Raw genomic sequence first — 23951 nt, 5'->3', positions numbered from 1 at the left:
TAAAAGGGTAAACCTCGATGTACAGAGGTTTACCCTTTACTTTATTTACATGGTGCTTTCTCCAAATTTCTTGAATGTCATTTCATCTTCAACAAGTCCGCAGGCTGCACATTGAACTTTTAATTCAGGTCCGTTGTAAGCGAGGTGAAATGGATCGAGTTGACCTTGCTCATAACTTTGAACGACCTCTCCGGAAGCAGGATCAAGTTTCACACTCTGTGGTACTTGTTGTATAATATTGAATCGAGTGCGATTCGTTTTACAGCTAGGGCAGCGATAGGGTGTAGTCATTGATATCACCTTTCTTCGTTTTTTTCTAGTATGCTTACATACTAAACTTTTTATGTAAAGGATGTTTTATTATGTCGGAAGTATTCGGTAATCTGCTGAAATCCTATAGACAAATATGGAAAAATCGGATTTTACCTGAAGGAGACGCTTCACCGGAACAAATTTTGAAAGAAGCCATTAAACGTGAACTCGAAGATGCGAATAGTCATCCAAGGGTGCGTAAGTCCATGAATGATAAATATTTTACAGCCACAAAGAGGATTGCTGACTCAAGCTTATCGAATGATGATAAAGTCGGATTAATTGAAATACATATAGAGGTTGCCGAGCAATTAATTAAAGTACGGGGTTGAAAAGGGACAGATTGAAATGGTTTTCGAGCAATTTTCTTTTCTGTATACCTATATAGGTATATAATGTAGGTATTCATATTAAAAGGGTGATGTCAGTATGCCAGTACTAATTTTATTACTAGTCAGTGTGTTTTCATATATGATGTACTATCGATATTTTCCGGTAAGAACAAGACAGTGGTTCTCTCGAGAAGTGACGTCGGAACATATTGTAGTCGACGTCAGGGATTATCAAGACTCTTCCAAAGGAGATTGCGATGATGTAGTTGCCTTACCTTGTGGGTATATTAGAAGATATTTCAGTGATATTCCTGAAGGACCTTTGCTCGTGATGGGGAGCAACCTTATAGAATGTAATGTAGGCGTGAGGCAATTAAAACGACTTGGATTCAATGTAGAGGGATACTTGATCATTGGTTCTGACAAAAAATGTAATGAATACCTTTCTTTAGGGTGAAATCCTTCATTCTTTGAAACGTGACTGTAACATTAGTTACATTATCTAAGCTGTTTAAAACCTGTCAAGAATCATATACCGGTAATAATTAGTCGCTGAACCCAATTCGTTCTCCTATTGGAAATGTAAGTAAATCAAATAAAATGGCTTTTCTCCCTACTAGAATCAGTGGTTACTATAGTACTATAGAAAAATTGTCTTTCAAAATAGAACAATTGATTTCTAGTTTCCAAGTTCTCCCGTAAATGTAACAAAAACAGGGTGGTATGATGAATGTGCAGCACAGAAAAACACATTCACTAAGGAGGAATTCATTTTTATGAATAAGAAAATGATGGTTTCAACAGCAACAGCATTAACATTATTAGCAACTCCATTCGCAGCAGGTAAAGCTGACGCTGCAGCACCATGTCCATCTCAAGATAAGGTCGTTCAACAAGCGAACGCATTTAAATATAATGGAAATCAAGAAGATCTTAATAAATTTGTACAAGATGTTCTATCAAAATATCAAATCGATGGTAAGAATATCAATGTTCAAGAATTATTGAAGGGGCAGGCACCAGAAGCTAAAGCAGAAGCTCCTGCACCAGCAAATGAAGCGCCAAAAGCAGATGCACCTAAGCAAGAAGCACCAAAAGCAGAAGCTCCTGCTCCAGAAGCAGAAGCTCCAAAGGCAGAAGCACAAGCACCTGCTCCAGCTGCAAATGAGCAACAACAACAATCAGAACAAGCGACTGAACAGTCTGGTCAATTAAGCCAGTTCGAACAACAAGTAGTAGAGTTAACAAACCAAGAGCGTGCAAAACAAGGACTTCCTGCTCTTAAAGTAGATGCAGAATTAAGTAAAGTAGCACGCGAGAAGTCTCGTGATATGCAAGCGAACAACTACTTCTCTCATACAAGCCCTACGTACGGTTCACCATTCGACATGATGAAGCAGTTTGGTATTGAATACAGCTCTGCAGGTGAAAACATCGCCATGGGTCAAAAGACTCCGGAAGAGGTAGTACAAGCTTGGATGAACAGTGAAGGTCACCGTAAAAATATCATGAGCTCAAACTACACTCACATCGGTGTGGGATATGTAGAAAATGGTAACTACTGGACTCAACAATTCATCGGTAAATAATCTCATTGGTTTAAAGAAACAGTCTCTCTTGGAGAGGCTGTTTTTTTATTTTCCCCAAATTAAAAAATGTCATCCTGAATCTGTCAATTTGCAACTATTTATCCAATCATTTAAGAGCTTACATTTGCAATTCGGGAAAATCCTTCTTACTATTGAAATATAACGAGTACGTGGAGTGAACATGATGAATGATAAAGTTGTTTTAATAACAGGGGGATCCAAGGGGATTGGACGGCAGACTGTCGAAGAGTTTTCCAAACAAGGGTACACAATTATCCTTAACTATAGAAGTAATGATGAATTCGTAGAAGAATTGGTATCTGACTTAGCCAAACGATATACCAACACCATCATCACGATAAAGGGGGATGTTTCCGTTCCGGAAGAATGTGAACGGATGGCAGTGGAAATCTGGAATAAGGTGGAAAGCGTTGACATATTAATTCACAACGCAGGGCCGTATGTCAAAGAAAGAAAATCCTTTGCCGATTATTCACCTGAAGAGTGGAATTATATCGTGAATGGGAACTTGAATAGTGTATTTTACTTATCAAGGTTATTGATACCAAAGATGCGGGAAAAAAAGTGGGGCAGGATCATCACGTTTGGATATGATCGGGTAGAATCAGCTCCGGGTTGGATTTATCGTTCTGCTTTCGCAGCGGCTAAAGCTGGACTTGCTTCCTTCACTAAAACCATTTCAATCGAGGAAGCACACAACGGGATAACGGCAAATATGGTCTGTCCAGGGGATATCGTAGGTGAGTGGAAGGAAAAGGGGATCAGCTTGGCGAAAGAACACCATGACCCCAAAACCCCGGTTGGCCGACCGGGTTCTGGGGAGGACCTCGCAAGGATCATTTCGTTTCTTTGTCAGGAAGACTCAGATTTCATTACAGGATCTATCATACCGGTAACAGGTGGCAAGGATGTCCTGGGCAAGGTGTTCCATCAATAAAGAGCCACGGCACCGCCGTGGCTCTTTCAGTCAATACCCTATGAATGCATAATTTTTTTGTATTTTTTCTGTATAAAGAGTAGCCTCCCTGATAAGGTGATGGCGCCTGCCGTTAAGCCAGACGTCAGTCCAAGCCAATAGCCATAAGGACCGAAATCCGTATAATTTGCAAGGATGTACCCTAAAGGTAAGCCGATCACCCAGTAAGATATGAGTGCCATCACAAAGGTGATATTGACATCTTTATACCCTCTAAGGGCCCCTTGGACAGGTGCCTGGATCGCATCCGAAAGTTGGAAAAATACTGCATATAATAAGAAATGTGCCGTTAACTTCAATACATAGGCATCATCTGAATAAAGGTTTGCAATATCTGATCGGAAAACGAGTAAAATCACCCCATAAAAGACGGCAAGGAGCAGTGCGAAGCCTACACCCATCCAACTATAGGTCTTTGCATCCCCGAGTCTCTTGCCTCCAACTTCAAATCCAACCACGATGGTCAAAGCCATAGAAATGCTCAGGGGGATCATATAAAGGAAAGAGGCAAAATTGATGGCAGCCTGGTGAGCAGCGATCACGACAGTATCATAATGGCTCATTAATAAGGTAACGGCTGAAAAAATACTTACTTCAAAGAAAATGGATAAACCGATAGGGACACCGATGACAAATAGCTCTTTCCATTTTGAAAGGTCGGGCTTATGAATGGTCCGGAAGATAAAATATTGACTGAATGGTCTTTTCGTGTGGATCACCCAAAAAGCAATTAAAGCTATGATCCAATAAGTGATGGCAGAAGCAACCCCTGCTCCCACTCCTCCAAGTGCAGGAAACCCCATTTCACCGAAGATGAGGAGATAATTGAATACTACGTTTATCGGAAGATAAAGAAGAGTGATGAACATGGTGACCCTCGTCATCCCGAGCGCATCGATAAATGATCGCAAGACGTTATAGATAAAGAGAGGGATCATTCCGAATGAAAGGGCTATTAAATAATCCCTGGCGACGATTCTTACTCCTTCCTCAAGATTCATTTCATTGAGGATCGGTTTAAGGACAATTCCACCGGCCACCATAACGATAATGGATAATGCAATCGCAGCATATACACCTTGAAGGACGGTGTCAGGCACATTTTTCTTGTTTCCACCACCAATCAGTTGAGCGACAATGGGGGTCACCGCCAGAAGAATGCCGCTTAGTCCTGTAAATATTGGGACCCATAGGGAAGACCCGATGGCAACTCCTGCAAGATCGGCGGGTGAATACTTGCCTGACATGATTGTGTCGAAGAAATTCATGGCAAACATCCCAAGCTGGGTGACCAGGATGGGAAACAATATGATGGATAGTTGTTTGATTTTATCTTTGAATGTATGGGTCTCTCTCATAATATGAATTCCTCCTGGATTCCTTCGGGTAGCGAATCAACTTTTCACTATCATACTGTACCATATTTTCAAGAGGAAAGAGTGGGTGAATTTACTTATGAACGCTAATACTCTTAAGGCACAATGCATAGAAACTGGTGGGAGAAAGTCATGAAAAAGGAATGGGGTGATTGGGCTTGGAGCGTATTTTTAATATGGTACGGAGTGGGAATCATCCTTGTTTCGCTTGATCGGGTTCCTCCTTCATTACAGTGGGCCAATGCCGTTTTTTTATATTTAGCTGGTTTTGTGGCTATTCTTTATGTGATGAAGAAGTTCAGGGTGGGTCTTGGAATCATCATTTCTTCATTCATCATGCTGCTAACGATTTTAGCCGAGTCGTTAGGAGTTCATTATGGATTGATTTTCGGATCGTATCATTATGAAAAGGACTTCGGGTTTCAATTATTCGGTGTACCCGTCACAATCGGCTTCGCTTGGGTAATGGTTATATTTTCCAGTATGGCGCATTTTGAATTTCTTCTGATGAGACCAAAGACTGTGTCTGGCGCATTTCTATATAGTACGGTCACTTCACTGTTAGCTGTCACGATGGATTTGATCATCGATCCCGTTGCTTTTAGAGGCAGACAATATTGGATTTGGGATGAAGGGGGACCCTACTATGATATTCCAATGCAAAATTTCGCAGGGTGGTTTTTTGTATCATTTTTCATTCAAGTCATCCTCTATTTTATTATCCGTCAAGAAATTTCATCTCCAAAGTGGAGTGGTCGAATGAGACTTCTATACATGCTTGTGATTCTTATGTTTATGGTGACGGCGATTACGGAGGGGCTTTGGGTTGCTGTTATAGTCACTGCCATATGTTATTCAGTATCTCTCATGCTTCGTAAACGATTGGAGAAGGTAACATGATTCAGCCCCAGAAAAGTAAAAGATTTCAACAATTGTTAGCCTGGTACGTTACACATCAGCTTAAGAGACATTTTTATCGGGTATGGATAGACGACTGTCGAAGTTCTATGCATCCTCCTTCTGGACATTTGATGCTTGCAAACCATTCCAGCTGGTGGGACGGTTTGATGGTTTTTTACTTAAATCAAACGATCATAAACGAAGACAGCTATGCCATGATGAGTCAGAAAGGGATGGAAGATTACCCTTTCTTTAAAAAACTCGGAGCATTTTCAGTCAATCCGTATTCTCCAAAAGACTTGGTCGTATCCCTGAAGTTTGCAGAAAGATGCTTACAAGAGAATAAAACGGTGTGGATATTTCCTCAAGGAAAGGAAGAACATCTCGAAAAGAGACCCATTTCCTTTATGAGTGGGCCGGGATATCTGTATGAACGAAACCCGGATATAACCATCACAATGGTCACGTTTTATTATACGTTTCGTCACGACCAAAGACCGGAATTGTTCATCCGAATCAGCGACGTTGAAGAAAATGTTGATGATCCTTCATCAAGGGCAGAACGGACAGAACTTCTTAGGCACCTTTTAGAAAGAAAAGTTGATGAGATGAAAGAAGACATCATACAAGAAGACTTATCGAAATTTAATTTAGTTCTAAAAGGATTCCCGACTGTTAGTGAGTGGTTGGACTTCTGGAGGAGAAAAAAGTAAGGGGTGATTGAATGAATTTATTTATCGTAATACCATTTCTATTCGTACTCGCTACGTTCATCAACCTGCTTTTCTTACCCAAACTTTCCCGAGTCACGACTACAGATGAATTGGTTTCCGTCCTGGTTCCAATGAGGAACGAGGAAAGGAATGTTGAAGGACTCATTGAAAGTATCAAGAAGATCACTCATTCACCTGTGGAGTTTATCCTATTAGATGATGGATCGACGGATCATACAAGAGAACTTCTAACAACTTTGACTATAGGTGATTCGCGTTTCAGGATCATAGATGGAAAACCGCTTCCGGAGGGTTGGGTAGGAAAGGTACACGCTTGTAAAGAGCTGAGCAGTCATGCACAGGGGGCGTATTATCTCTATCTTGATGCTGATATAAGGGTGTCTCCATCGATCGTTGAGAAAGTGTTATTTCAAATGAATCGGTATGGTTCCGGACTTGTTACGGGATTCCCACAATTCCCCATACCGAGCATACTCAGTAAAATGTTGGTACCTTTTCAGCACTTTCTCGTTTATTTCCATCTGCCGATTGCCGTGTCCAATCATACAACCAAAAGAGCATTTACAGCTGCACATGGAGCATTTATGTTTTTCAAAAAGGAAGCATATGACGAATGCGGTGGTCATGAAGCCGTTAAATCCTCCCTTTTGGAAGATGTTCATATCACGCGGAAAGTGAAAGAAAAGGGATGGAAGGTGACACTTGTCAATATTAGTCATGATGTGTCTTGTCATATGTACGATACGAATAAAGAAGTATGGGAAGGGTTTCTGAAGAATATATACACAGGGACTGGAAGAAGTCCACTATCCGTTGTCCTTATTTCTCTATTCTATTTTATCTTTTTTATATTACCTCTTCCCTTGGCTCTATATGGTGTCGTAGCGGGGGAATGGACCTGCATTCTACCTTTACTGGCAATCTGGATGCAAACCTTGATCATTGATGTGGCATCCAATCAATCGAGGTGGCATTTTCTTTTGATTCCTTTCGCCTCCCTCTGCTTCATCAGCATCATGTGGGCATCCATGCTGAAAGGGTTGAAAAAACAAGGATATACATGGAAAGGAAGGACCTATACATGAAGAATATCATCATCATAGGAGGGGGTTTAGGAGGATTATCTGCTGCAATATCCCTTCAGAGTAAAGGGTATAACGTTACGGTAATAGAAGAGAATCTTCACCCCGGGGGGAAAATGATGCCGGTTGAAATGGAAGGGTACTCTTTTGATTTTGGACCGAATACCATTACGATGCCTCATGTCTTTCAATCTGTGATCAATGATGCAGGAGGGGACTCGTCCCGATATTTTGAGTTTGAAAGGCTGATAAAACATACTAAAAACATCTTTCCAAATGGGAAGATCCTTTATCAAACTGCGGATCCCATGGAGATGATGAAAGAACTTGAAAATATCGATCCATATGGGGCATCTCATTACAGAAAGTATTTAAAAGAAGTGGAAGTTCTTTATAAACAAGCTGAGAAAGGCTTCTTTTATCGAGTTTTCAGCTCATGGAAAGATTATCTTTCCCCGTCTCTTTCTTATCGCTTTATGAAGGTCCGTCCATTAGAGAAAATGGATCATTTCCATAGAAGGTTTTTTCGGGATGAGGAGGTGCTGAAGGTCTTCAACCGGTATGCTACTTACATAGGTTCATCACCGTATGAGTGCCCAGCCACCTTTTCATTGATCGGTCATCTGGAGATGAAAGAAGGAGTGTATTATACCAAAGGAGGGAATCCGCGGATTGCCGAAGGGTTTCACCGTTACTTTAAAGAGTTAGGTGGACAAGTTCTATTGGGAATGGGAGTCAAAGAAATCGTTGTAAAGGGAAAAAAGGCAGTGGGTGTAAAAACCACGGATGATGATACGATTTTTGCACATGACGTGATTGTAAATGGTGACTTCATTACCGCGACAAAGCACCTCATTCAGGAAGAAAATCGACCGAGTCATCCTGACAGCAAACTTGATTCGTATGAACCCTCCATTTCCGCCTTTGTGATCCTTGCGGGGCTCAGGACCTTCCAAGACTCCATTCATCATCACCAAGTGTATTTCGGTGGCGATTATCAAAAAGAATTCAAGGAAATTTTTAAAGACAAAACGCTTCCAAGCGATCCAACGATCTATATCAGCCATTCGGCAGCTACTGATCCAAACATCACCAAGGGTAGTAACCTGTTTATTCTTGTCAATGCTCCGGCCATTGAATTGAGCAATGAAGAGGTCCATTCCTATAAAGAAAAGATTTATGATTCTTTAGAAAAAAAGGGTCTAACCATCCGTGACTCCCTGGAAGTAGAAAGAATCTATACACCGAACACGATTAAACGTAAATTTTCGGCTTATAAAGGTTCTCTTTATGGTCTGGCCTCCCACCGGATGACCGAAGCTTTCCTTCGCCCTTCAAACGTCAGCAAAGACATTGATCACCTGTTCTACGTCGGGGGAACGACTCACCCAGGGGGAGGATCACCGATGGTGACCATCAGCGGAAGAAATGTAGCGAATTATATCTTGAATAGGGATAAGAACTGAACATTTCTTATCATGCCCAGAGAAAGATTCTAAACGGAGATGGGAAGGAATTTCTCTTCTGTTTGTCAAATTTTCGTGGTTCTATCCCGCTTGTATTTTTGGTAAAGTGTATAATGGTTAGATAGAAGGATTTTAGATTATGGAGTTAGGAGTTTATTACATATGAAGAAACGCATTTTATTCACGGGTGGAGGGTCCGCGGGCCACGTCACGGTTAATACAGCATTGATTCCACACTTTGAAAAAGAAGGCTGGGATATAACGTATATAGGTTCTGAAGATGGAATCGAGAAAGAAATCATAACAGAGCAGTTTCCCCATATTCCCTACAAGAGCATTTCAAGCGGGAAGCTTCGGAGATATTTTTCGTGGAAAAATTTCTCAGATCCTTTCCGTGTGATGAAAGGGGTAATGGATGCCCTGGTTGTCATCCGGAAGATAAAGCCTGATATCATTTTTTCAAAAGGTGGGTTTGTTTCTGTACCTGTCGTAATGGCTGCTAAAATAGCAAGGATTCCAGTGGCAATTCATGAATCGGATGTAACACCCGGACTTGCAAATAAACTTGCGGTCCCATTTGCAACAAAGATATTCACCACTTTTCCGGAAACGGTTCAATCTCTTCCAAGTGATAAATCAATATGTGCAGGAGCCATTATCAGGGAGGAATTATTTACCGGTGATGCCCGAGAAGGAAAAAGGTTAACGGGGTATTATGAAGATAAGCCTGTACTGATGATCATGGGAGGCAGCCTTGGAGCAAGGAAAATTAATGAAGTAGTCAGAGGGAATCTTGAAGAGCTGCTTTCTGAGTTTCAAATCATCCATATTTGCGGAAAAGGGAATATCGATGAAGACCTTAAACAGAAGGGCTATCGCCAATATGAATTCATAAAGAGTGAGCTTCCCCACTACCTGGCGATGACGGATTTCGTGATATCCCGTGCGGGTTCGAATTCGATCTTTGAATTCCTTGCCTTAAAGAAGCCGATGCTATTGATTCCACTATCGAGGGAAGCGAGTCGTGGCGATCAAATCCTGAATGCCAATAGCTTCGTGAAGCATGGATACGCGATGAAATTGGAAGAAGAAGAGCTGAATGAAGAAAGCTTTTTACAGAGCGTCAACAAGCTTAAATCAAACAGAGACACCATGGTCAATCATATGGATAAGAGTGAAAAGGCGTTCACCATTCAAGATATGTATGAAGAACTGTCAACAATGTCCAGATAAGAAGTCATGGGGATCCCCTTCTAGCATATAGTATATAAATGGTTGAAGGGGAGAAGTGAAATGGCTTATCAGTATTCAAAAGGATGGTATCTTCAGGAGCTTAAAAAAATGGGAATCAGTCATCATCCCGTTGACAAAAGGAAACTGGAGAATTATAGAACCTTCGTCATCCGGAACCTGTATTTCGAAAAGGTGGATAAGAAGAAGTAAGAAAGAAGAGCTGGCGTAATGGTCCTGATCACGGGTCCTGTACGTTCGGCTCTTTTTTTTAGACACAAAGCCATCTATTTCATTTGATTTTCATGTAATTTTCATTTTTGAGGCTTATACTAACAGTACAAACTATTATGATACTAGGGGTTAACGAATGAAAACCAAAAACACTCAGCATCCCACATTTTTATCAAGTACAATTCCCAATCCAAAAGAGCGTAGAAGCATCATCGTTTATTTCATTTTCACCTTTTGTATAGCAGGAGCGGCAATATCCCTCATTTCCTTTTATTACGATCACCTTATGTTAATAGAGGAAGACCATTATAAAGAGTTTTTTAAGCAGTTCGGGTCAATAGCCAGGGTGGTTTATTTTGCCGTTCTGAGTATTTTTCCGGTCTTCCTTTTGATGAAATGGAAGGGTTTGAGAGAGGTGAAATGGCGAAATCTTGAATTGAAGCGACCTGTACAATATGTAGGCAGGTTATTGAGAAAATTTCATGTCCCTCTTGCTCTATTGGGAACAGCAATTGTAATCGTACATGGCACCCTTGCAGTGATTAGAGACTTTCATTGGGACTTTACCAATGTCACAGGCATCCTTTCGAGTATTGTTCTGTGTTTTCTAGTATACATGGGATTTAAACGGTTCAAGAGAAAGGATGGTGCATGGCATTTAAAGCTGGCATTCATTTTCACCATATTATTTATGATTCATGCATCATTCTAATCAGTCAAAATAAAAAAGTTATCACACAAAAGTACTGACTTTTGTTGATAACTTTTTTTACTGGATATTAAGCTTCTAGAGCCTGATCCTCTTCTGGAGACTGTTGCAGCTGATATAGATACAATGTATATAAATCTTTTGGAATTTCGTATAGATCATAAACCTCTTCTTGAGCGTTTAATTGATCATAAAGGGATTTCCTTGTATCATTTGCCTTTACGACATAAGGGAGCTTTTCAGCGGCCTTTTGTGAACGGGTATTCACTTTACGGATTCTCATGAAAATGGTTTCCATACCCAGCTCAAAAAATAGCTCGGAAAAGAATGCGTCCTTGGCCGGCTGGTTATATCCTTTACCGTGGAATGGTTTACCTAGCCATGTGCCCAGGAATCCTGCATTTTCCTGAATGTCAAAAAGATTGATAGTGCCGATGGGGTTGCCCCACTCGTCCACAATTGTACGGGAAATCAACTCTCCACGATCTTCTGCTTCAATTGTTTGCTTCGTTAAGAATAGAAGCTCGTCATAAGAATGTGCCTTTTGACGCACAAAAGGAAAGACATCCGGGTGCACCATCAGGTCATAAAGTTCATGACACTCATGTAATTCACGTTTCTTGATCATAGTAGACCCTCCTAGAGGGCAGTCTACGTGCGTACGATCCCACCCTCGAAATTTTTAAATGGTAACTAAAAAATTTCGGGGTGGGAATCGAACCCACTAAGACCAGTCAAGAAACTGGTGGCGCACCTTTTGCCTTCCCTTCATTACAGTCGTTCAATATATGAATAGACAGTCTTTAAGAACAATGTAATCGGAAATATATTATCCATCTGTATCATATACGAAATATCTCAAAAAGGAAATAGGTAAAAAGCTAATTTTTGATAAAATTTTTTACCAAATTTCTACACGTTTTGATATGCGATTTCACCGTTCACGAATGTCACCAGGGGCTTGGACATAAAGTGGAAGGGGTGATGGCTCCAAAGGACTAAATCAGCATCTTTATCCACTTCGATACTACCGATTCTGTCAGCCACACCAAGGTTTCTGGCAGGGGCGATAGTAATCCCTTCCAATGCCTTCTGTTCATCTAATCCTTCACGAACAGCAATCGCTGCACACATATTTAAATACTGAATCGGTGTATAGGGGTGATCAGTCGTAACCGATACTTCTACACCTGCTTCCGTCAATTTCTGATAAGTGAGCCAGCTCTTGTTTTTAAGCTCTACTTTCGATCTTCTGGTAAAGGTAGGCCCAACGGAAACTTTTAGGTTTTTCCCTTTTAATTCATCTGATATGAGATGACCCTCCGTGCAATGTTCGATCCTAAGGTCCAGGTTGAATTCTTCTGCAAATCGAACGGCGGATAAAATATCGTCTGCCCGGTGTGCGTGGATTCGAACCGGGATTTCCCGCTTTAATGCAGATACCAGCGGTGCCACTCTCAGTTCCTCCGGTTGGTCACAATATTTTGCCGAAAAGAATGCTTCCCTGAGCATTCCCATAATCCCCATTCTCGTAATCGAATCATTATTACCATTACTATGGATCCGTTTCGGGTTCTCTCCCAATGCGATCTTCAATCCGGATGTCTCCTTAATGATCATGGATTGTATATTGGAGCCAAGTGTTTTAATGACGGAGGTAGTGCCACCGATCACGTTGGCGCTTCCCGGCATGACATTCACGGTGGTGACCCCATATTTAAGGGCATCTTTAAAACCAGGATCCAACGGATATACACCATCAAAGGCGCGGATATGCGGAGTCATAGGTTCTATGGTCTCGTTGGCGTCATTCCCTGCCCACCCGGTCCCTTCGTCATAAAGGCCTAAATGGGTATGACAGTCAATGAAGCCGGGGAATAAAAATTTTCCCTGACAATCATAAACGGTAGAATGCTGATATCCATCTATGTCATGGGGTGAGATCTGTTTGATTATTCCGTCTTTTATCAGTAAAGATCCATTTTGAATGGGCTTTGATGTAATGGGATAGATGGTCACGTTCTTTAATAGTATCGAAGTCATATTGTATCCTTTCGTAAGGCTTGTTTGCTTCTTATTTTAAACAATTTCCCATAAAAAAAGAAGTTAATCCACCCTTTTATTTCTTCTCATGGAAAAAAACAGATACATAGCCGTTGTGAATAGGGCGATTACGCTAAGTGGTTTAATGTAGCGTACTCCTATGACTTCGATAAGCTCCCAATGTGTACCAAGTTCCATTCCGATGATCATAAACAATAATGTCCACGGAAGCATGGCAGCAAAGGTATACAGACTGAATGTAGAGAGGGGCATGCGGCTGATACCTGCGGGAATACTGATGGCATGTCGGACGATGGGAATAAAGCGTGCTGTGAAAATGACAATGGTACCATGCTTCTCAAACCATTTCTCGGAAGCAATCAAATGTTTAGAATGAATGAGCATGTATTTCCCGTATTTATCAAAAAACGGCCTCCCGCCGAAATATCCTAGCCAATATAAAAATAATTGAGCGGCCGTGCCCCCGATGACTCCGCTTAAGAAAGCTCCAATAAAGGTGATTTTACCTGCACTAACCATAAAGCCGGCATAGCTGAGCACCAGCTCACTTGGGATGACTTCGATCATGAGAGCGAGGGAAATCCCCGCGTAACCCAAATCGGTCAGGAAAGTCAGGACGTCTAGTATCCAATCATGGTTCATCTCGAATCCTCCTACATGATCCCTGAGTACTGAAGAATAAGAATCAACATTCCTAAAGCCCAAACATAATATGAAAATATTTTAAGTGAATGCTTTTTCAGAAAATTGACCATGGTGACAATAGCGAAGTAGCCGAATATCGCTGCACTCACCGTTCCAATGGCCAGACTTGAAAGAGAGATTGCTTCCATATGTCCACCGACCATCTCTTTTCCCTGCAGCACGATTCCCCCAAGTATGGCTGGTGTTGACAGGAGAAACGAGAAATAGGCAGCCGTTTCCCTGTCAAGTTTCCGGAACAATCCTGCAGCTATGGTTAAACCGGATCTAGATAGTGCTGGGAAGATGGCCGCAGCTTGAAAGCTTCCGATCACCAGTGCGTCTGTGTATGAAAGGTCTTCCAGTTTTTTATAGCCGTTTTTCACCCCATCAGCCCAGTACATGATGCACCCTGTAGCAAGGAATTCCCATCCGATCGTGGAACCGGTCTTAGAAATGGCGTCAAAGAAGTCCTCGAACAAAAAGCCGACAATCACAGCGGGAATGGTGCCAATGATGAGAATCCATGATAATTTGCTGAAAGGGTGTCTTATCATGAAAAGGAGTTCCTTTTGATACACTACTAGAACAGCTACCAGCGTTCCGATATGGAGCATTGTATCGAGGAAAAGCCCTGCTTCCTCCAGTCCGAACATCAACCTTCCCAGATAAAGATGTCCTGTACTTGAGATTGGAAGAAACTCTGTTAGCCCTTGAATGATTCCCAGAACGAAAGCTTCCAATTTACTCATGTTTATCACAACCTTTCTGTACGTAAAGGGACAAACTCCTTTCTTATACATATATTCCGATTGTTAGTGATTCATGAGGGATGTCCTGAAGTATCCAAAAGATTCAAGAGAAATGAGGATATTGAATGAAACTTTATTCGGGTAAGTACGTAAATATAGAGGAGGATACAATTGACGTATCTGCTAAAGAGTTTGAACAGGGAGGAATTGGCATGCCGACAAAAGACGAAAGAATGATGGCAGCTCTAATTTATATCTTAAGCTTCTTCACAGTTTTCATCGGGCCTTTGGTCATCTGGCTCATTAAGAAGGACGAATCAGAATTTGTGGACTTCCACGGAAAGGAATATTTTAACTTCCTGATTTCATATGCTGTTTACGGATTGGTAAGCTCAATTCTGATGGTTGTCCTGATCGGATTTATATTGGCGCCGCTCGTTGGGGTCCTGGCCCTTGTCTTTACCATCCTGGGTGCAGTAAAAGCCTACGAAGGAGAACACTACTATATCCCCACAGTCTTTCGCTTATTAAAATGAACAGGCTGAAGAACCCATGTCGCTACATGGGTTCTTTTCGTTTAACTCTTTACGTAAAGAGTGTTGCTTCTTCCACAGATTGTGATCTGCCATTGAGTTTGTGCCAAAGGAATGATTATAAAAATCAGAAATAATAATGAGCATTTGGATATTAAATAAGTGTGGGAGTTGACAAAAAATTCTTACACTTTATAATTTTATAAAACTATCAATGCTGAAAGGAGAACCGACTCCCAAGATGAGAATCGATAATAAAGAAAGAATTTTGAAGCTGATGAGTATTTTAAGAGAAGAAACGGACGAAGTTCACGAGTTAAGCTTGGATGATATCATTCTCCGCTTTAAGCAGACGTATGGATCTGAACTGAAATTGAACAAGAATTCGTTAAAAGATGACCTAGATCACCTTATCCGGCAAGGGTTCGATGTTACGATTAATCAAGAAAAGGAAGGACTGCCCAAATTTTATAGTCATCAGTATCGGCTGTTCGAGTTATATGAACTCAGAATGCTCATCGATGCAGTCGTCTCTGCCAAATTCATCTCTAAAAAGGAAACGATTCAGTTGACGGGAAAAATCAAACAGTTGACGAGTCATCGGTTAGGTAAGATGTTACATAATGAAATCCAAATCGACTCTTCCATTAAGAGTGAAAGCCCCTATATTCGCCGCACCATTCATGATATCCATGAGGCCATCGCAGAACGCAGGATGATCACCTTCCAATACGGTCGCTTCGATGTGAACAAACAGTTCAACCTCAGTCACGAGGGCAGCCTTTATAAAGTGAAACCATACGCACTTGCTTGGGCAAATGATTTTTATTACCTTATAGCTTATTATTTTGAAGCAGAGGAAATCCGTCACTACCGGGTGGATCGGCTCCGGAATGTTGAAGCACTCTCTGAAACCTTTTCATATGAAGCCTTTGATGTATCGAGGTATGTTCAGTCCACTTTTCACATGTTTGCAGGGGACGAGGAGTGGATCAGGATCAAGTTTCACAACTCCCTCATCAACGTGATCATTGATAAATTTGGGAAGGACGTTCGTATTCAAAGGGAAGGAGAGGGCCATTTTATATTATCAACCAAAGCCCGGGTAAGCATTGGTCTCGTAAACTGGATCCTCTCGTTTGGCAGTCAGGCGAAAGTGGTATCTCCGTCCTCACTCGTACAGACCGTCAAAACGGAAGTGAATAAACTCCATTCCTTATACAATGGAAAAAATTAAGGACTGGTCCCCGAATGGTTGGGGATCAGTTTTTTTAAAAAAGCAATAAAATAAATGAACGATTCTCTTCTTCCTGCGTCTAATCAATGATAATCAAAAGGAGGAAGAGAAACATGAGCGAATTACAACAAGCATTGCAATCTGTCAATTGGGGACTATTAGCTCCCGTCATCATCATACAATTCATTCTTATAGTGGTGGCAGTGGTGGATCTGATCCGCATCAAGTCAACCAAAGGACCAAAATGGCTTTGGTTATTAATCATCCTGTTCATCAATATTATCGGTCCGGTCATCTATTTTGTATTTGGAAGAGGGCAAAAACGATGATCGTCCTGGAAGTGGCTTATCTCGAGAAGAGATACAGGGATAATTATGCGGTTAAAAACATTTCCTTCGGGTTGAAAGAAGGGGCTTGTACAGCTCTGTTAGGTCCAAATGGAGCAGGGAAAACGACGACCTTAAATATGCTTGCTGGATTGTTAAGACCAACAGGCGGTAGCATTCGAACAACTTCATCTTCTGACGATATACGTGAAATAATCGGGTATCTTCCCCAATATCCAGCGTTTTTTGAGTGGATGACGGGAAACGAATTCCTGGTATTCTCCGGTGAAATTTCAGGATTGTCAAAAGGTGACTCACGGCAGCGAGCAGATGAACTTATTTCAATGGTAGGCTTACAGGAAGGGAAGGATCGGAGGGTAGGTCACTATTCAGGTGGGATGAAGCAGCGTCTCGGTATTGCTCAAGCCCTTATTCATAAGCCTAAGCTCCTCATCCTTGATGAGCCTGTTTCGGCATTGGATCCTTTCGGCAGAAGGGAAGTATTGGAATTATTAAAAACGTTAAAAAAAGAAACGACGATCTTGTTTTCAACCCATATATTAAACGACGCTGAACAAATATGTGATGAAGTGCTATTCTTGCATAAAGGTGAACTGATAGAAGACGGCCCGATCGAGGAAGTGAAGGCAAGACACCACAGGCTGAAGATGAAATTGCATTTCAATGAAGACAGCAAGAAGTTTGTTCATTTTCTAAAGGTGAATGACTGGCTGCACAACATCGTTTCGGATGGAAATCAGATTTCCTTTGATGTAACGGATCTGGAACGGGACCGGTCCAGGATCTTTTCCATGATCTCTGAAAATGGATGGGGAGTGACCAAATTTGAGACCAGTGAACAAAGTCTTGAAGAAGTCTTCATGGAGGTAATGAATAGATGAAAATCGGCTTGGTTTTATTCAGGAAAGAAATATTGGAACTGATACGTAATTACAAGGTGATCTGGATGCCGGCCGTGTTCATCTTATTCGGGTTGACGGAACCGTTAACAGCCTATTACATGCCGGAGATTTTACAATCGGTGGGGGATCTTCCAGAAGGTACAGTCATATCCATCCCTACACCGTCATCAGGTGAAGTATTCTTATCGATCATAAGTCAATTCAGCACATTTGGTGTTCTGGTCATCGTGTTAGGGTTCATGGGGACGGTGGCTGGAGAAAGAAAAAGTGGTAATGCGGTATTGGTTCTTGTGAAACCCGTGTCATACACATCCTATATTTATTCCAAGTGGGCAGCCGCACTTGTTCTGGTGTGGTTTTCCTACAGCCTTGGGATGCTATCCGGTTACTATTACATCCATCTATTATTTGATGGAATCAACGTCGGTCTATTCTTCAAGGGGTTTATCGTTTACGGATTATGGCTGACTTTTATCTTGACATTGGTGATTTTTTTCAGCAGCTTATCACAATCGCTGGGTCTTACGGCATTTTATACAATCGGATCGACCATGTTGATTACCTTCCTATCAGGGTATATGACCAAAACGTTAAAATGGTCGCCTGGACAGCTGGTCAATTATATTCATGAACTGATCCTGCAATCTCAATGGGATGAAGCTCTTACAGAAACCATCATCCTGACCATGATATTATCCTTGATCATCCTACTCATCACCCCGACCCTCTTTAAGAAAAAAGAACTGAGCTGACGCGATGCCGTCAGCTCGTATTTTTTAGAGGGACGGACCTCATGCATAATCGGAAAAGGAATTCATTGTTTTATGTCGAATGGTGATAGAAGAAGGAGGAAGACCAATGATTGTCCCCTGTTTAACACATAAGGTTCACAAATTAATCAAACAAGCACACGAGCTTGCTGAAAGAAATCAACACACGTGCATCCAAAGTATTGACCTATTCTTGGGAGCTGCTCTCGTAAAAGAAGGGACTTTAAGGGAAATGCATGATCTTCTTGAACCGTATTCGGAGCAGTTAGAAAGATTATTGAAAACACTCTCCCCTGAACCATCCTCCGGCATTGTGATTGACTCACATTCTATGCCCGTTTCATTAAATACTCTCAATATATGGAATGTTTCGGTTAACATCATGAAGAGATACAACCAAACTTATCTAAATGAAGGGCATATAATAAAGGCATTTTTCTCACTTCTATCAGAACAGCCCCAGTTGGAGCAGGGGCTTCAGATTGTCCCTCAGGAAAGCATTATCCAATCTGTTACCGTAGCCAAGAATTTGTCCGTTCATCTATTGACTCGAGATTGGTCCTTGAGAAAAGCTGACCAGGTTAAAATAAGTTCTGTTCAAGCATATGAGAAAGAGCACTTCCTATCCTGGTCGGGAAGTCATTTCGGAGAGGTTTGGTCTGATACTCTACGGAATGCCTTTCAATCCAATAATCCTCTCATTCCTATCTATAAGGCAGAGGTAGAAGGGAGACTCATTGGTTTTGCTGCTTATGATGTATTCATGGACAAAAAGGGAGTATTCGGTCCGATGGGGGTACTGCCGGATTTCCGACATGATGGAGTGGGAAGGCGTCTCCTTTATGCTGCGTTAGAAAGCATGAAAGAAAAGGGATATATGTATGCAATGTTAATAGAAGCTGGCCCCATTGAATTCTATGAAAAGACGTGCAACGCTAAGTTGATTCCTATGGAGGAAGGTAAATGAGACATCGTGTAGGGATCATACTGATCGAAGATGACCACTTGGCAGTCATCAAAAGAAATAGGGATGAAGAAGTTTATTACGTGATTCCCGGAGGAGGTATGGGGATGGGTGAAACCGAAATCGAAACGGCAATCCGGGAAGCTGAGGAAGAATTGGGAATCATCGTTTCTGGGCTGAAACACGCGTTGTCCTTCAAGCATAATCATACACATTCGTATTATTTTGTGGGAGAATATAGTGGTTTATTCGGTTCAGGAAAAGGGGAAGAATACGATGCTGGAAGGGGAAGAGGAAGTTATTTTCCCTGCTGGGTATCCCTAGATGAACTCTCTGGAATCAACCTTTATCCTCAAGAAGTAAAGCAGTATTTATTACAGCCAAAGGCGGGTGAATAAGAAATGATGATAAACGAAACTGGACTTGTTCTTGAAGGCGGTGGAATGAGGGGGATCTATACGGCTGGTGCGTTGGAATTTTTCTTGGAAAATGGGATAGAATTCCCCTATGTCATCGGTGTCTCTGCAGGAGCATGTAATGCTGCCTCCTATTTATCAAAGCAAAATGGCCGCAACAAAAAAGTGAATGTCGATTTCATCCGCGATCCTAAATATTTATCATGGAGGAATTACTGGAAGACGGGCGAATTATTTGGAATGGACTATGTCTTTGATGAGATTCCAAATAAACTTGTTCCCTTCGATTACAACGCCTTCCACTCAAATGGAGCAGAATTCGTAATCGGTACAACGGACTGCCAAACAGGAAAACCAACCTACTTTTCAAGAAAAGAATATGGAGAAGAGCTTCTTACCATTATTCGCGCATCAAGTTCCCTCCCCTTTGTTGCTCCGGTCGTTGAATTCGCATCTCATCATCTCTTAGATGGAGGGATAAGCGACCCTGTCCCCATTGGAAAAGCAGAGGAAGACGGGTTCAAGAAGAATGTCGTTATTTTGACCAGAAATAGAGGATATTACAAAAAGCCTTCAAGATTTTCGTTCTTGATCAGAAGGAAGTACCCTCAATATCCCGAATTGCACAAAACGTTAATGAACCGGTATATGCGATATAATCAAACAATAAAAGATATAGAAATAAAAGAAAAAAGGGGAGAAGTATTAGTCATCCAGCCTCAGCACCCCCTTAAAGTAAGCAGGATTGAAAAAAATCCACAGAAGCTGGACGAGTTGTACTGGCAGGGCTATCATGATGCAGAATCAAAATTGAAACAGATAGTCGGTTGGAACCGGTCAGGTGAACTTATTCCCACGTAAAGAGAAGGCGAAGGGTTGACGGAACGACTCATCCAGTATGAGTGTCCCGTTATTCCTTCGCCTTTTCCTTGATTATGGTCTCTTTTCCGGATTTAGTACATACATATGATAGAGATTCCTTGAAAGGACGAGCATTTCATGAACCTCTATCATATATACAAAAATGAACAATATACGTTCCTTTTCCGAAGTGTCATGTATTTCCTAATTGGGGTAGGGATGCTGATTGTGATTCAACAATTGTATTATTTTCCTCTGCTGATCTTCATCCCTGCGTTCTCTAATCTTTACCTCAGCTACAGTCTGAAGAAGGAATTAAAAAAGGCAAAACGACTATTTTATGAAAAGCTGCCCGTTTCAGAACATGCATATGTAGGCGTCCATACAAAAGAAGGGTCTTATTACTTGAAAACCAACGGATGGTCCGACTATTTCATTCAACGCACATCGATGATCAATAATCCTAAGCAATACCTGTTTCACAGAAGGGATAAACGGCCGCTACCTTTCTCAAAATGGAGCAGGATCTTAAAAGTGGAGCATCCCAAATCAATGATGATGTTTCATTTGAAATACCAGAGTTCGACCGCTATCGAATGGCAGAGTGAGGAGGGAGACACCATCCTCATCTACAAAGGTAATAAGAGGTGGATCTTAAATTATAAGGAGAAGAATTACCTGTCTCTACAAAAGGGGTACCTTCCTCAAAGTGTTCAACGGTTGTTCGACTCCCATCACAGTTACGTTTCATTTTATGAAACGTACAATGAGGAATTCGATTGGCTCTTGATATTTCTATGGTACGTAGATAGTGACTACTTTCTCACTTCCTGACTCATTCATAAGATGGATTTTGGGCATCCTAAAAGGGAAGTTATGGAGGTGGTAAGGTGAATGCTGACTACAAATCATGCTTATCGGCTTTAGAGCGGTGCAAGGAAGCATGCAATGTGTGCTATCATGCATGCCTAAAGAAAGAAAAACCGATGATGATGTGTATAGAACTCGATAGGGAGTGTGCAGAAATCTGCTCCTATGCCATTAATGCCATGGAGCGAAGCAGTAAGTTTGTTCATCAAATCCTCACCCTTTGTGTGCACATTTGTGAGATGTGTGGAACAGAATGCCATGCACATGACCAGCAGCATTGTAAAGATTGTGCCAAAGCGTGTTTTACATGTGCGGAGGAATGCAGATTGTTATTAACATAAAGAACGGAGGATGCCTCATATTCAGGTAGAGGCTTCCTCCATTTAGTATGGATTCTAATAAAAACCCTAGTACCGTCAGGGTGATTTTTTACAAAATTAAAATATTTGATCTTCATACATGATTTCATCACTGAAACTATGATAGAATAATGATAATCGAATAGGTTTCCTTCGGGGCAGGGTGAAATTCCCTACCGGCGGTGATGAGCAATTGCTCTCAGTCCGTGACCCGGCTAATGGTTATTAGACGGTGGATTTGGTGAAATTCCAAAGCCGACAGTGAAAGTCTGGATGGGAGAAGGAACGGCAGTATTCAATTGATGAAGTGAGTAAATCCATGTATTTATCATGGATGATTTTTCCTTTTAATTTCATCGAGTGGATGCTTTATTCAGTCATGCCAACTTCCCCCAAGTAGAAACGTTACTTGGGGTTTATTTATTTTAGGATATTAATTCACACATAGAATGGAGGTCATTCAATTGGACCATTCTCATTATATGAAGCTTGCCCTTTCAATGGCAGCGTCCACCCAGGGCCAGACGTCACCAAACCCCATGGTAGGGGCAGTGGTCGTCAACAATGGAGAAATTGTCGGGATGGGAGCCCACCTGAAAGCAGGAGAAGGTCATGCGGAAGTGAATGCGTTGAGGAATGCAGGGGACAAAGCAAAAGGAAGCGACGTTTATGTCACCCTTGAACCATGTTCCCATTATGGGAAAACTCCTCCATGTTCCCAACTGCTCATTTCAAGTGGTGTAAAGAGCGTTCATATTGCAACACGTGATCCTAATCCCCTCGTGGCAGGGCGGGGAATCCAACAGTTGAGGGATGCAGGCATCGATGTGTTGGTGGGAGAATGTGAGGAGGAAGCCCGCGAACTAAATAAACATTTCTTCCACTTTATTCAACACGGTACCCCGTATGTAACACTTAAAACAGCCGTAACATTGGACGGGAAAACCGCTACTGCTTCAGGTGACAGCAAATGGATCACCTCCGAAGAATCAAGAACTGATGTCCACTATGATCGTCACCGGCATGACGCGATACTAGTAGGAGTCAATACCGTTATTCAAGATAACCCACTCCTTACCACCCGTTTGCCCCAAGGTGGAAAAAACCCCATTCGAATCATATTAGATACTTATCTCCGAACACCACTACACTCACATGTAGTGAAAGACGACGAAAGTGCAACACTAATCTTCACAGGAAGTTCCGTCAGTGAAGAACAAAAGCAGCCCTTTTTACAATCCGGGTGTGAAATCGTCACCCTTTCAGAGAAGAGAATTAACATCCATTCCGTTCTGAACGAACTGGGAGCCAGAAATATCGGTTCCCTATACGTAGAAGGCGGTTCAACGATCCATTCTGCTTTTTTAAAGGAAAGTGCCTTCCAGGAATTAATCATGTACATGTCCCCAAAGCTTATAGGTGGAAGCACTGCCTTTACGAGTTTTGGAGGGGAAGGATTTCCTACGATGGCAGAAGGTCTGGAAATGGAGATTCAAAGCTTTGAACGTATAGGAAAGGACATTAAGATTGTTGCTCTTCCCAATACGCATTCTTAATGGATAGGAGGGGAAAGGATGTTTACTGGAATTATTGAAGAAATCGGCTCCATTGAACGGTTGAAGCGATCTTCTTCTTCGATGGAATTGACCATTAGAGCTGAGCGTGTACTGGAAGACGTAAAGGTTGGTGACAGCATCAGTGTAAATGGTGTCTGTTTAACCGTCACCTCATTCAGCACACGGCAATTTCAAGTAGATGTGATGCCTGAAACCTTCGATGGCACCACGCTTCGAAACTTATCCCGTGGTTCTAAAGTGAACCTCGAGCGTGCGATGGCTGCAAACGGTCGTTTCGGAGGGCATTTCGTTAACGGACATGTCGACGGAGTAGGAACGATTACGAGAGTGGAAGTCGTCGAAAATGCATGGTATATGGACATTTCCATTCCGGACCATCAGAGTCATTTGTTTATCATGAAAGGGTCAGTCGCAATTGACGGTACGTCCCTTACCGTTTTCGGTGTGAACGATCATACCATTACGATTTCGTTGATCCCTCAAACGAGAGGAGACACAGTCCTCGGTGAAAAGAAAGTGGGCGATTCTGTCAATATTGAGTGTGACGTAATGGCCAAGTATTTTCATCGTTTCTATGAAGCAAAAGAACAATCCAAGAGTAATTCAAGCAGCATCAGTTATGATTTTTTATCACAAAATGGTTTCGCTGACTAATAG

29 protein-coding genes and 1 riboswitch are annotated in these 23951 nt (G+C 41.7%); of the genes, 23 read left to right on the top strand and 6 right to left on the bottom strand.

The features are described 5' to 3' along the window. Positions 1-45: 45 nt before the first annotated feature. Positions 46-291 carry a DNA alkylation repair protein gene (locus tag ACIGG7_RS16775; RefSeq protein WP_224940505.1) on the bottom strand — a complete coding sequence of 82 codons (246 nt, stop codon included), beginning with the start codon at positions 289-291 and terminating at the stop codon, positions 46-48. Between the two features lie 71 nt (positions 292-362). Here ACIGG7_RS16775 and ACIGG7_RS16770 point away from each other — a divergent pair, with 71 nt between their 5' ends. The 4 genes from ACIGG7_RS16770 (at position 363) to ACIGG7_RS16755 (ending at position 3191) form a co-directional block, all read left to right on the top strand. Then, complete coding sequence (locus ACIGG7_RS16770) at positions 363-644, top strand: hypothetical protein (protein WP_224940506.1); 282 nt, start codon at positions 363-365, stop codon at positions 642-644. 97 nt (positions 645-741) lie between these two features. Further along, a complete protein-coding gene (locus ACIGG7_RS16765) occupies positions 742-1101 on the top strand; it encodes a hypothetical protein (protein WP_397550334.1) in 360 nt (119 codons plus the stop codon). Positions 1102-1420: 319 nt separating this feature from the next. Continuing rightward, on the top strand, positions 1421-2233 hold the full coding sequence (locus ACIGG7_RS16760; RefSeq protein WP_224940508.1) for a CAP domain-containing protein: 813 nt from the start codon (positions 1421-1423) through the stop codon (positions 2231-2233). A 184-nt stretch (positions 2234-2417) separates the two neighbouring features. Then, positions 2418-3191: an SDR family oxidoreductase gene (locus ACIGG7_RS16755; protein ID WP_397550372.1), complete on the top strand. Its 774-nt coding sequence runs from the start codon at positions 2418-2420 to the stop codon at positions 3189-3191. A gap of 38 nt (positions 3192-3229) precedes the next feature. On the opposite strand, the gene ACIGG7_RS16750 is transcribed toward ACIGG7_RS16755, so the two are convergent. Continuing rightward, the gene (locus ACIGG7_RS16750; RefSeq protein ID WP_397550333.1) at positions 3230-4588 is read right to left on the bottom strand and encodes an MATE family efflux transporter; all 1359 of its coding nucleotides are present in this window, start codon (positions 4586-4588) and stop codon (positions 3230-3232) included. 150 nt (positions 4589-4738) lie between these two features. On the opposite strand from ACIGG7_RS16750, the gene ACIGG7_RS16745 reads away from it, so the two are divergent. From ACIGG7_RS16745 to ACIGG7_RS16715, 7 genes are all read left to right on the top strand, one after another. Next, complete coding sequence (locus tag ACIGG7_RS16745) at positions 4739-5506, top strand: carotenoid biosynthesis protein (protein ID WP_224940510.1); 768 nt, start codon at positions 4739-4741, stop codon at positions 5504-5506. Next, positions 5503-6219, top strand: coding sequence for a lysophospholipid acyltransferase family protein (locus tag ACIGG7_RS16740; RefSeq protein ID WP_397550332.1), 717 nt, complete (start codon positions 5503-5505; stop codon positions 6217-6219). The genes ACIGG7_RS16745 and ACIGG7_RS16740 overlap by 4 nt, the downstream gene beginning before the upstream one ends. Before the next feature lie 11 nt (positions 6220-6230). Continuing rightward, positions 6231-7325 (top strand): glycosyltransferase family 2 protein, encoded by a 1095-nt coding sequence (locus ACIGG7_RS16735; RefSeq protein ID WP_397550331.1) that lies wholly within the window; start codon positions 6231-6233, stop codon positions 7323-7325. Beyond that, positions 7322-8788 carry a phytoene desaturase family protein gene (locus tag ACIGG7_RS16730; RefSeq protein ID WP_397550330.1) on the top strand — a complete coding sequence of 489 codons (1467 nt, stop codon included), beginning with the start codon at positions 7322-7324 and terminating at the stop codon, positions 8786-8788. The genes ACIGG7_RS16735 and ACIGG7_RS16730 overlap by 4 nt, the downstream gene beginning before the upstream one ends. 162 nt (positions 8789-8950) lie before the next feature. Beyond that, positions 8951-10021, top strand: a complete 1071-nt coding sequence (locus ACIGG7_RS16725) for an undecaprenyldiphospho-muramoylpentapeptide beta-N-acetylglucosaminyltransferase (RefSeq protein ID WP_397550329.1) — start codon at positions 8951-8953, stop codon at positions 10019-10021. A 60-nt stretch (positions 10022-10081) separates the two neighbouring features. After that, on the top strand, positions 10082-10231 hold the full coding sequence (locus ACIGG7_RS16720; RefSeq protein WP_224940514.1) for a YflJ family protein: 150 nt from the start codon (positions 10082-10084) through the stop codon (positions 10229-10231). 157 nt (positions 10232-10388) lie between these two features. Beyond that, positions 10389-10964, top strand: coding sequence for a hypothetical protein (locus ACIGG7_RS16715; protein WP_224940515.1), 576 nt, complete (start codon positions 10389-10391; stop codon positions 10962-10964). A gap of 67 nt (positions 10965-11031) precedes the next feature. On the opposite strand, the gene ACIGG7_RS16710 is transcribed toward ACIGG7_RS16715, so the two are convergent. From ACIGG7_RS16710 to ACIGG7_RS16695, 4 genes are all read right to left on the bottom strand, one after another. After that, entirely contained in the window at positions 11032-11589 is a 558-nt protein-coding gene (locus tag ACIGG7_RS16710; RefSeq protein ID WP_224940516.1) for a GNAT family N-acetyltransferase, read from the bottom strand. Between the two features lie 284 nt (positions 11590-11873). Further along, a complete protein-coding gene (locus tag ACIGG7_RS16705) occupies positions 11874-13004 on the bottom strand; it encodes an amidohydrolase (protein ID WP_224940517.1) in 1131 nt (376 codons plus the stop codon). Between the two features lie 63 nt (positions 13005-13067). Next, complete coding sequence (gene uptA / locus ACIGG7_RS16700) at positions 13068-13667, bottom strand: undecaprenyl phosphate transporter UptA (protein ID WP_224940518.1); 600 nt, start codon at positions 13665-13667, stop codon at positions 13068-13070. Between the two features lie 11 nt (positions 13668-13678). Further along, on the bottom strand, positions 13679-14458 hold the full coding sequence (locus ACIGG7_RS16695) for an undecaprenyl-diphosphate phosphatase (protein ID WP_224940519.1): 780 nt from the start codon (positions 14456-14458) through the stop codon (positions 13679-13681). Between the two features lie 212 nt (positions 14459-14670). On the opposite strand from ACIGG7_RS16695, the gene ACIGG7_RS16690 reads away from it, so the two are divergent. From ACIGG7_RS16690 to ribE, 12 genes are all read left to right on the top strand, one after another. Then, entirely contained in the window at positions 14671-14994 is a 324-nt protein-coding gene (locus ACIGG7_RS16690; protein WP_224941309.1) for a DUF4870 domain-containing protein, read from the top strand. A 238-nt stretch (positions 14995-15232) separates the two neighbouring features. Beyond that, the gene (locus tag ACIGG7_RS16685) at positions 15233-16228 is read left to right on the top strand and encodes a helix-turn-helix transcriptional regulator (protein ID WP_224940520.1); all 996 of its coding nucleotides are present in this window, start codon (positions 15233-15235) and stop codon (positions 16226-16228) included. 113 nt (positions 16229-16341) lie between these two features. Beyond that, on the top strand, positions 16342-16557 hold the full coding sequence (locus ACIGG7_RS16680) for a PLDc N-terminal domain-containing protein (RefSeq protein ID WP_397550328.1): 216 nt from the start codon (positions 16342-16344) through the stop codon (positions 16555-16557). Then, positions 16554-17456: an ABC transporter ATP-binding protein gene (locus ACIGG7_RS16675; protein WP_397550327.1), complete on the top strand. Its 903-nt coding sequence runs from the start codon at positions 16554-16556 to the stop codon at positions 17454-17456. The genes ACIGG7_RS16680 and ACIGG7_RS16675 overlap by 4 nt, the downstream gene beginning before the upstream one ends. Continuing rightward, positions 17453-18229 (top strand): ABC transporter permease, encoded by a 777-nt coding sequence (locus tag ACIGG7_RS16670; protein WP_397550326.1) that lies wholly within the window; start codon positions 17453-17455, stop codon positions 18227-18229. Before ACIGG7_RS16675 ends, ACIGG7_RS16670 begins: the two co-directional genes overlap by 4 nt. A gap of 106 nt (positions 18230-18335) precedes the next feature. After that, positions 18336-19214, top strand: a complete 879-nt coding sequence (locus ACIGG7_RS16665) for a GNAT family N-acetyltransferase (RefSeq protein ID WP_397550325.1) — start codon at positions 18336-18338, stop codon at positions 19212-19214. Continuing rightward, complete coding sequence (locus ACIGG7_RS16660) at positions 19211-19609, top strand: NUDIX domain-containing protein (RefSeq protein WP_397550324.1); 399 nt, start codon at positions 19211-19213, stop codon at positions 19607-19609. The genes ACIGG7_RS16665 and ACIGG7_RS16660 overlap by 4 nt, the downstream gene beginning before the upstream one ends. Positions 19610-19615: 6 nt before the next feature. After that, entirely contained in the window at positions 19616-20488 is an 873-nt protein-coding gene (locus ACIGG7_RS16655) for a patatin-like phospholipase family protein (protein ID WP_224941310.1), read from the top strand. A gap of 138 nt (positions 20489-20626) precedes the next feature. Next, a complete protein-coding gene (locus ACIGG7_RS16650; RefSeq protein WP_224940526.1) occupies positions 20627-21322 on the top strand; it encodes a hypothetical protein in 696 nt (231 codons plus the stop codon). A 56-nt stretch (positions 21323-21378) separates the two neighbouring features. After that, the gene (locus ACIGG7_RS16645; RefSeq protein ID WP_397550323.1) at positions 21379-21699 is read left to right on the top strand and encodes a four-helix bundle copper-binding protein; all 321 of its coding nucleotides are present in this window, start codon (positions 21379-21381) and stop codon (positions 21697-21699) included. A gap of 163 nt (positions 21700-21862) precedes the next feature. Continuing rightward, positions 21863-22006, top strand: a riboswitch (FMN riboswitch). A gap of 193 nt (positions 22007-22199) precedes the next feature. Next, the gene (gene ribD / locus ACIGG7_RS16640; RefSeq protein WP_397550371.1) at positions 22200-23273 is read left to right on the top strand and encodes a bifunctional diaminohydroxyphosphoribosylaminopyrimidine deaminase/5-amino-6-(5-phosphoribosylamino)uracil reductase RibD; all 1074 of its coding nucleotides are present in this window, start codon (positions 22200-22202) and stop codon (positions 23271-23273) included. An 18-nt stretch (positions 23274-23291) separates the two neighbouring features. Then, on the top strand, positions 23292-23948 hold the full coding sequence (gene ribE, locus ACIGG7_RS16635) for a riboflavin synthase (protein ID WP_224940529.1): 657 nt from the start codon (positions 23292-23294) through the stop codon (positions 23946-23948). Positions 23949-23951: the final 3 nt, after the last annotated feature.

Origin of the sequence: Rossellomorea sp. NPDC077527, assembly GCF_044542955.1 — a bacterium.
GTDB lineage: Bacteria > Bacillota > Bacilli > Bacillales > Bacillaceae_B > Rossellomorea > Rossellomorea aquimaris_E.
This window is presented reverse-complemented; position numbering and strand designations above follow the sequence as displayed.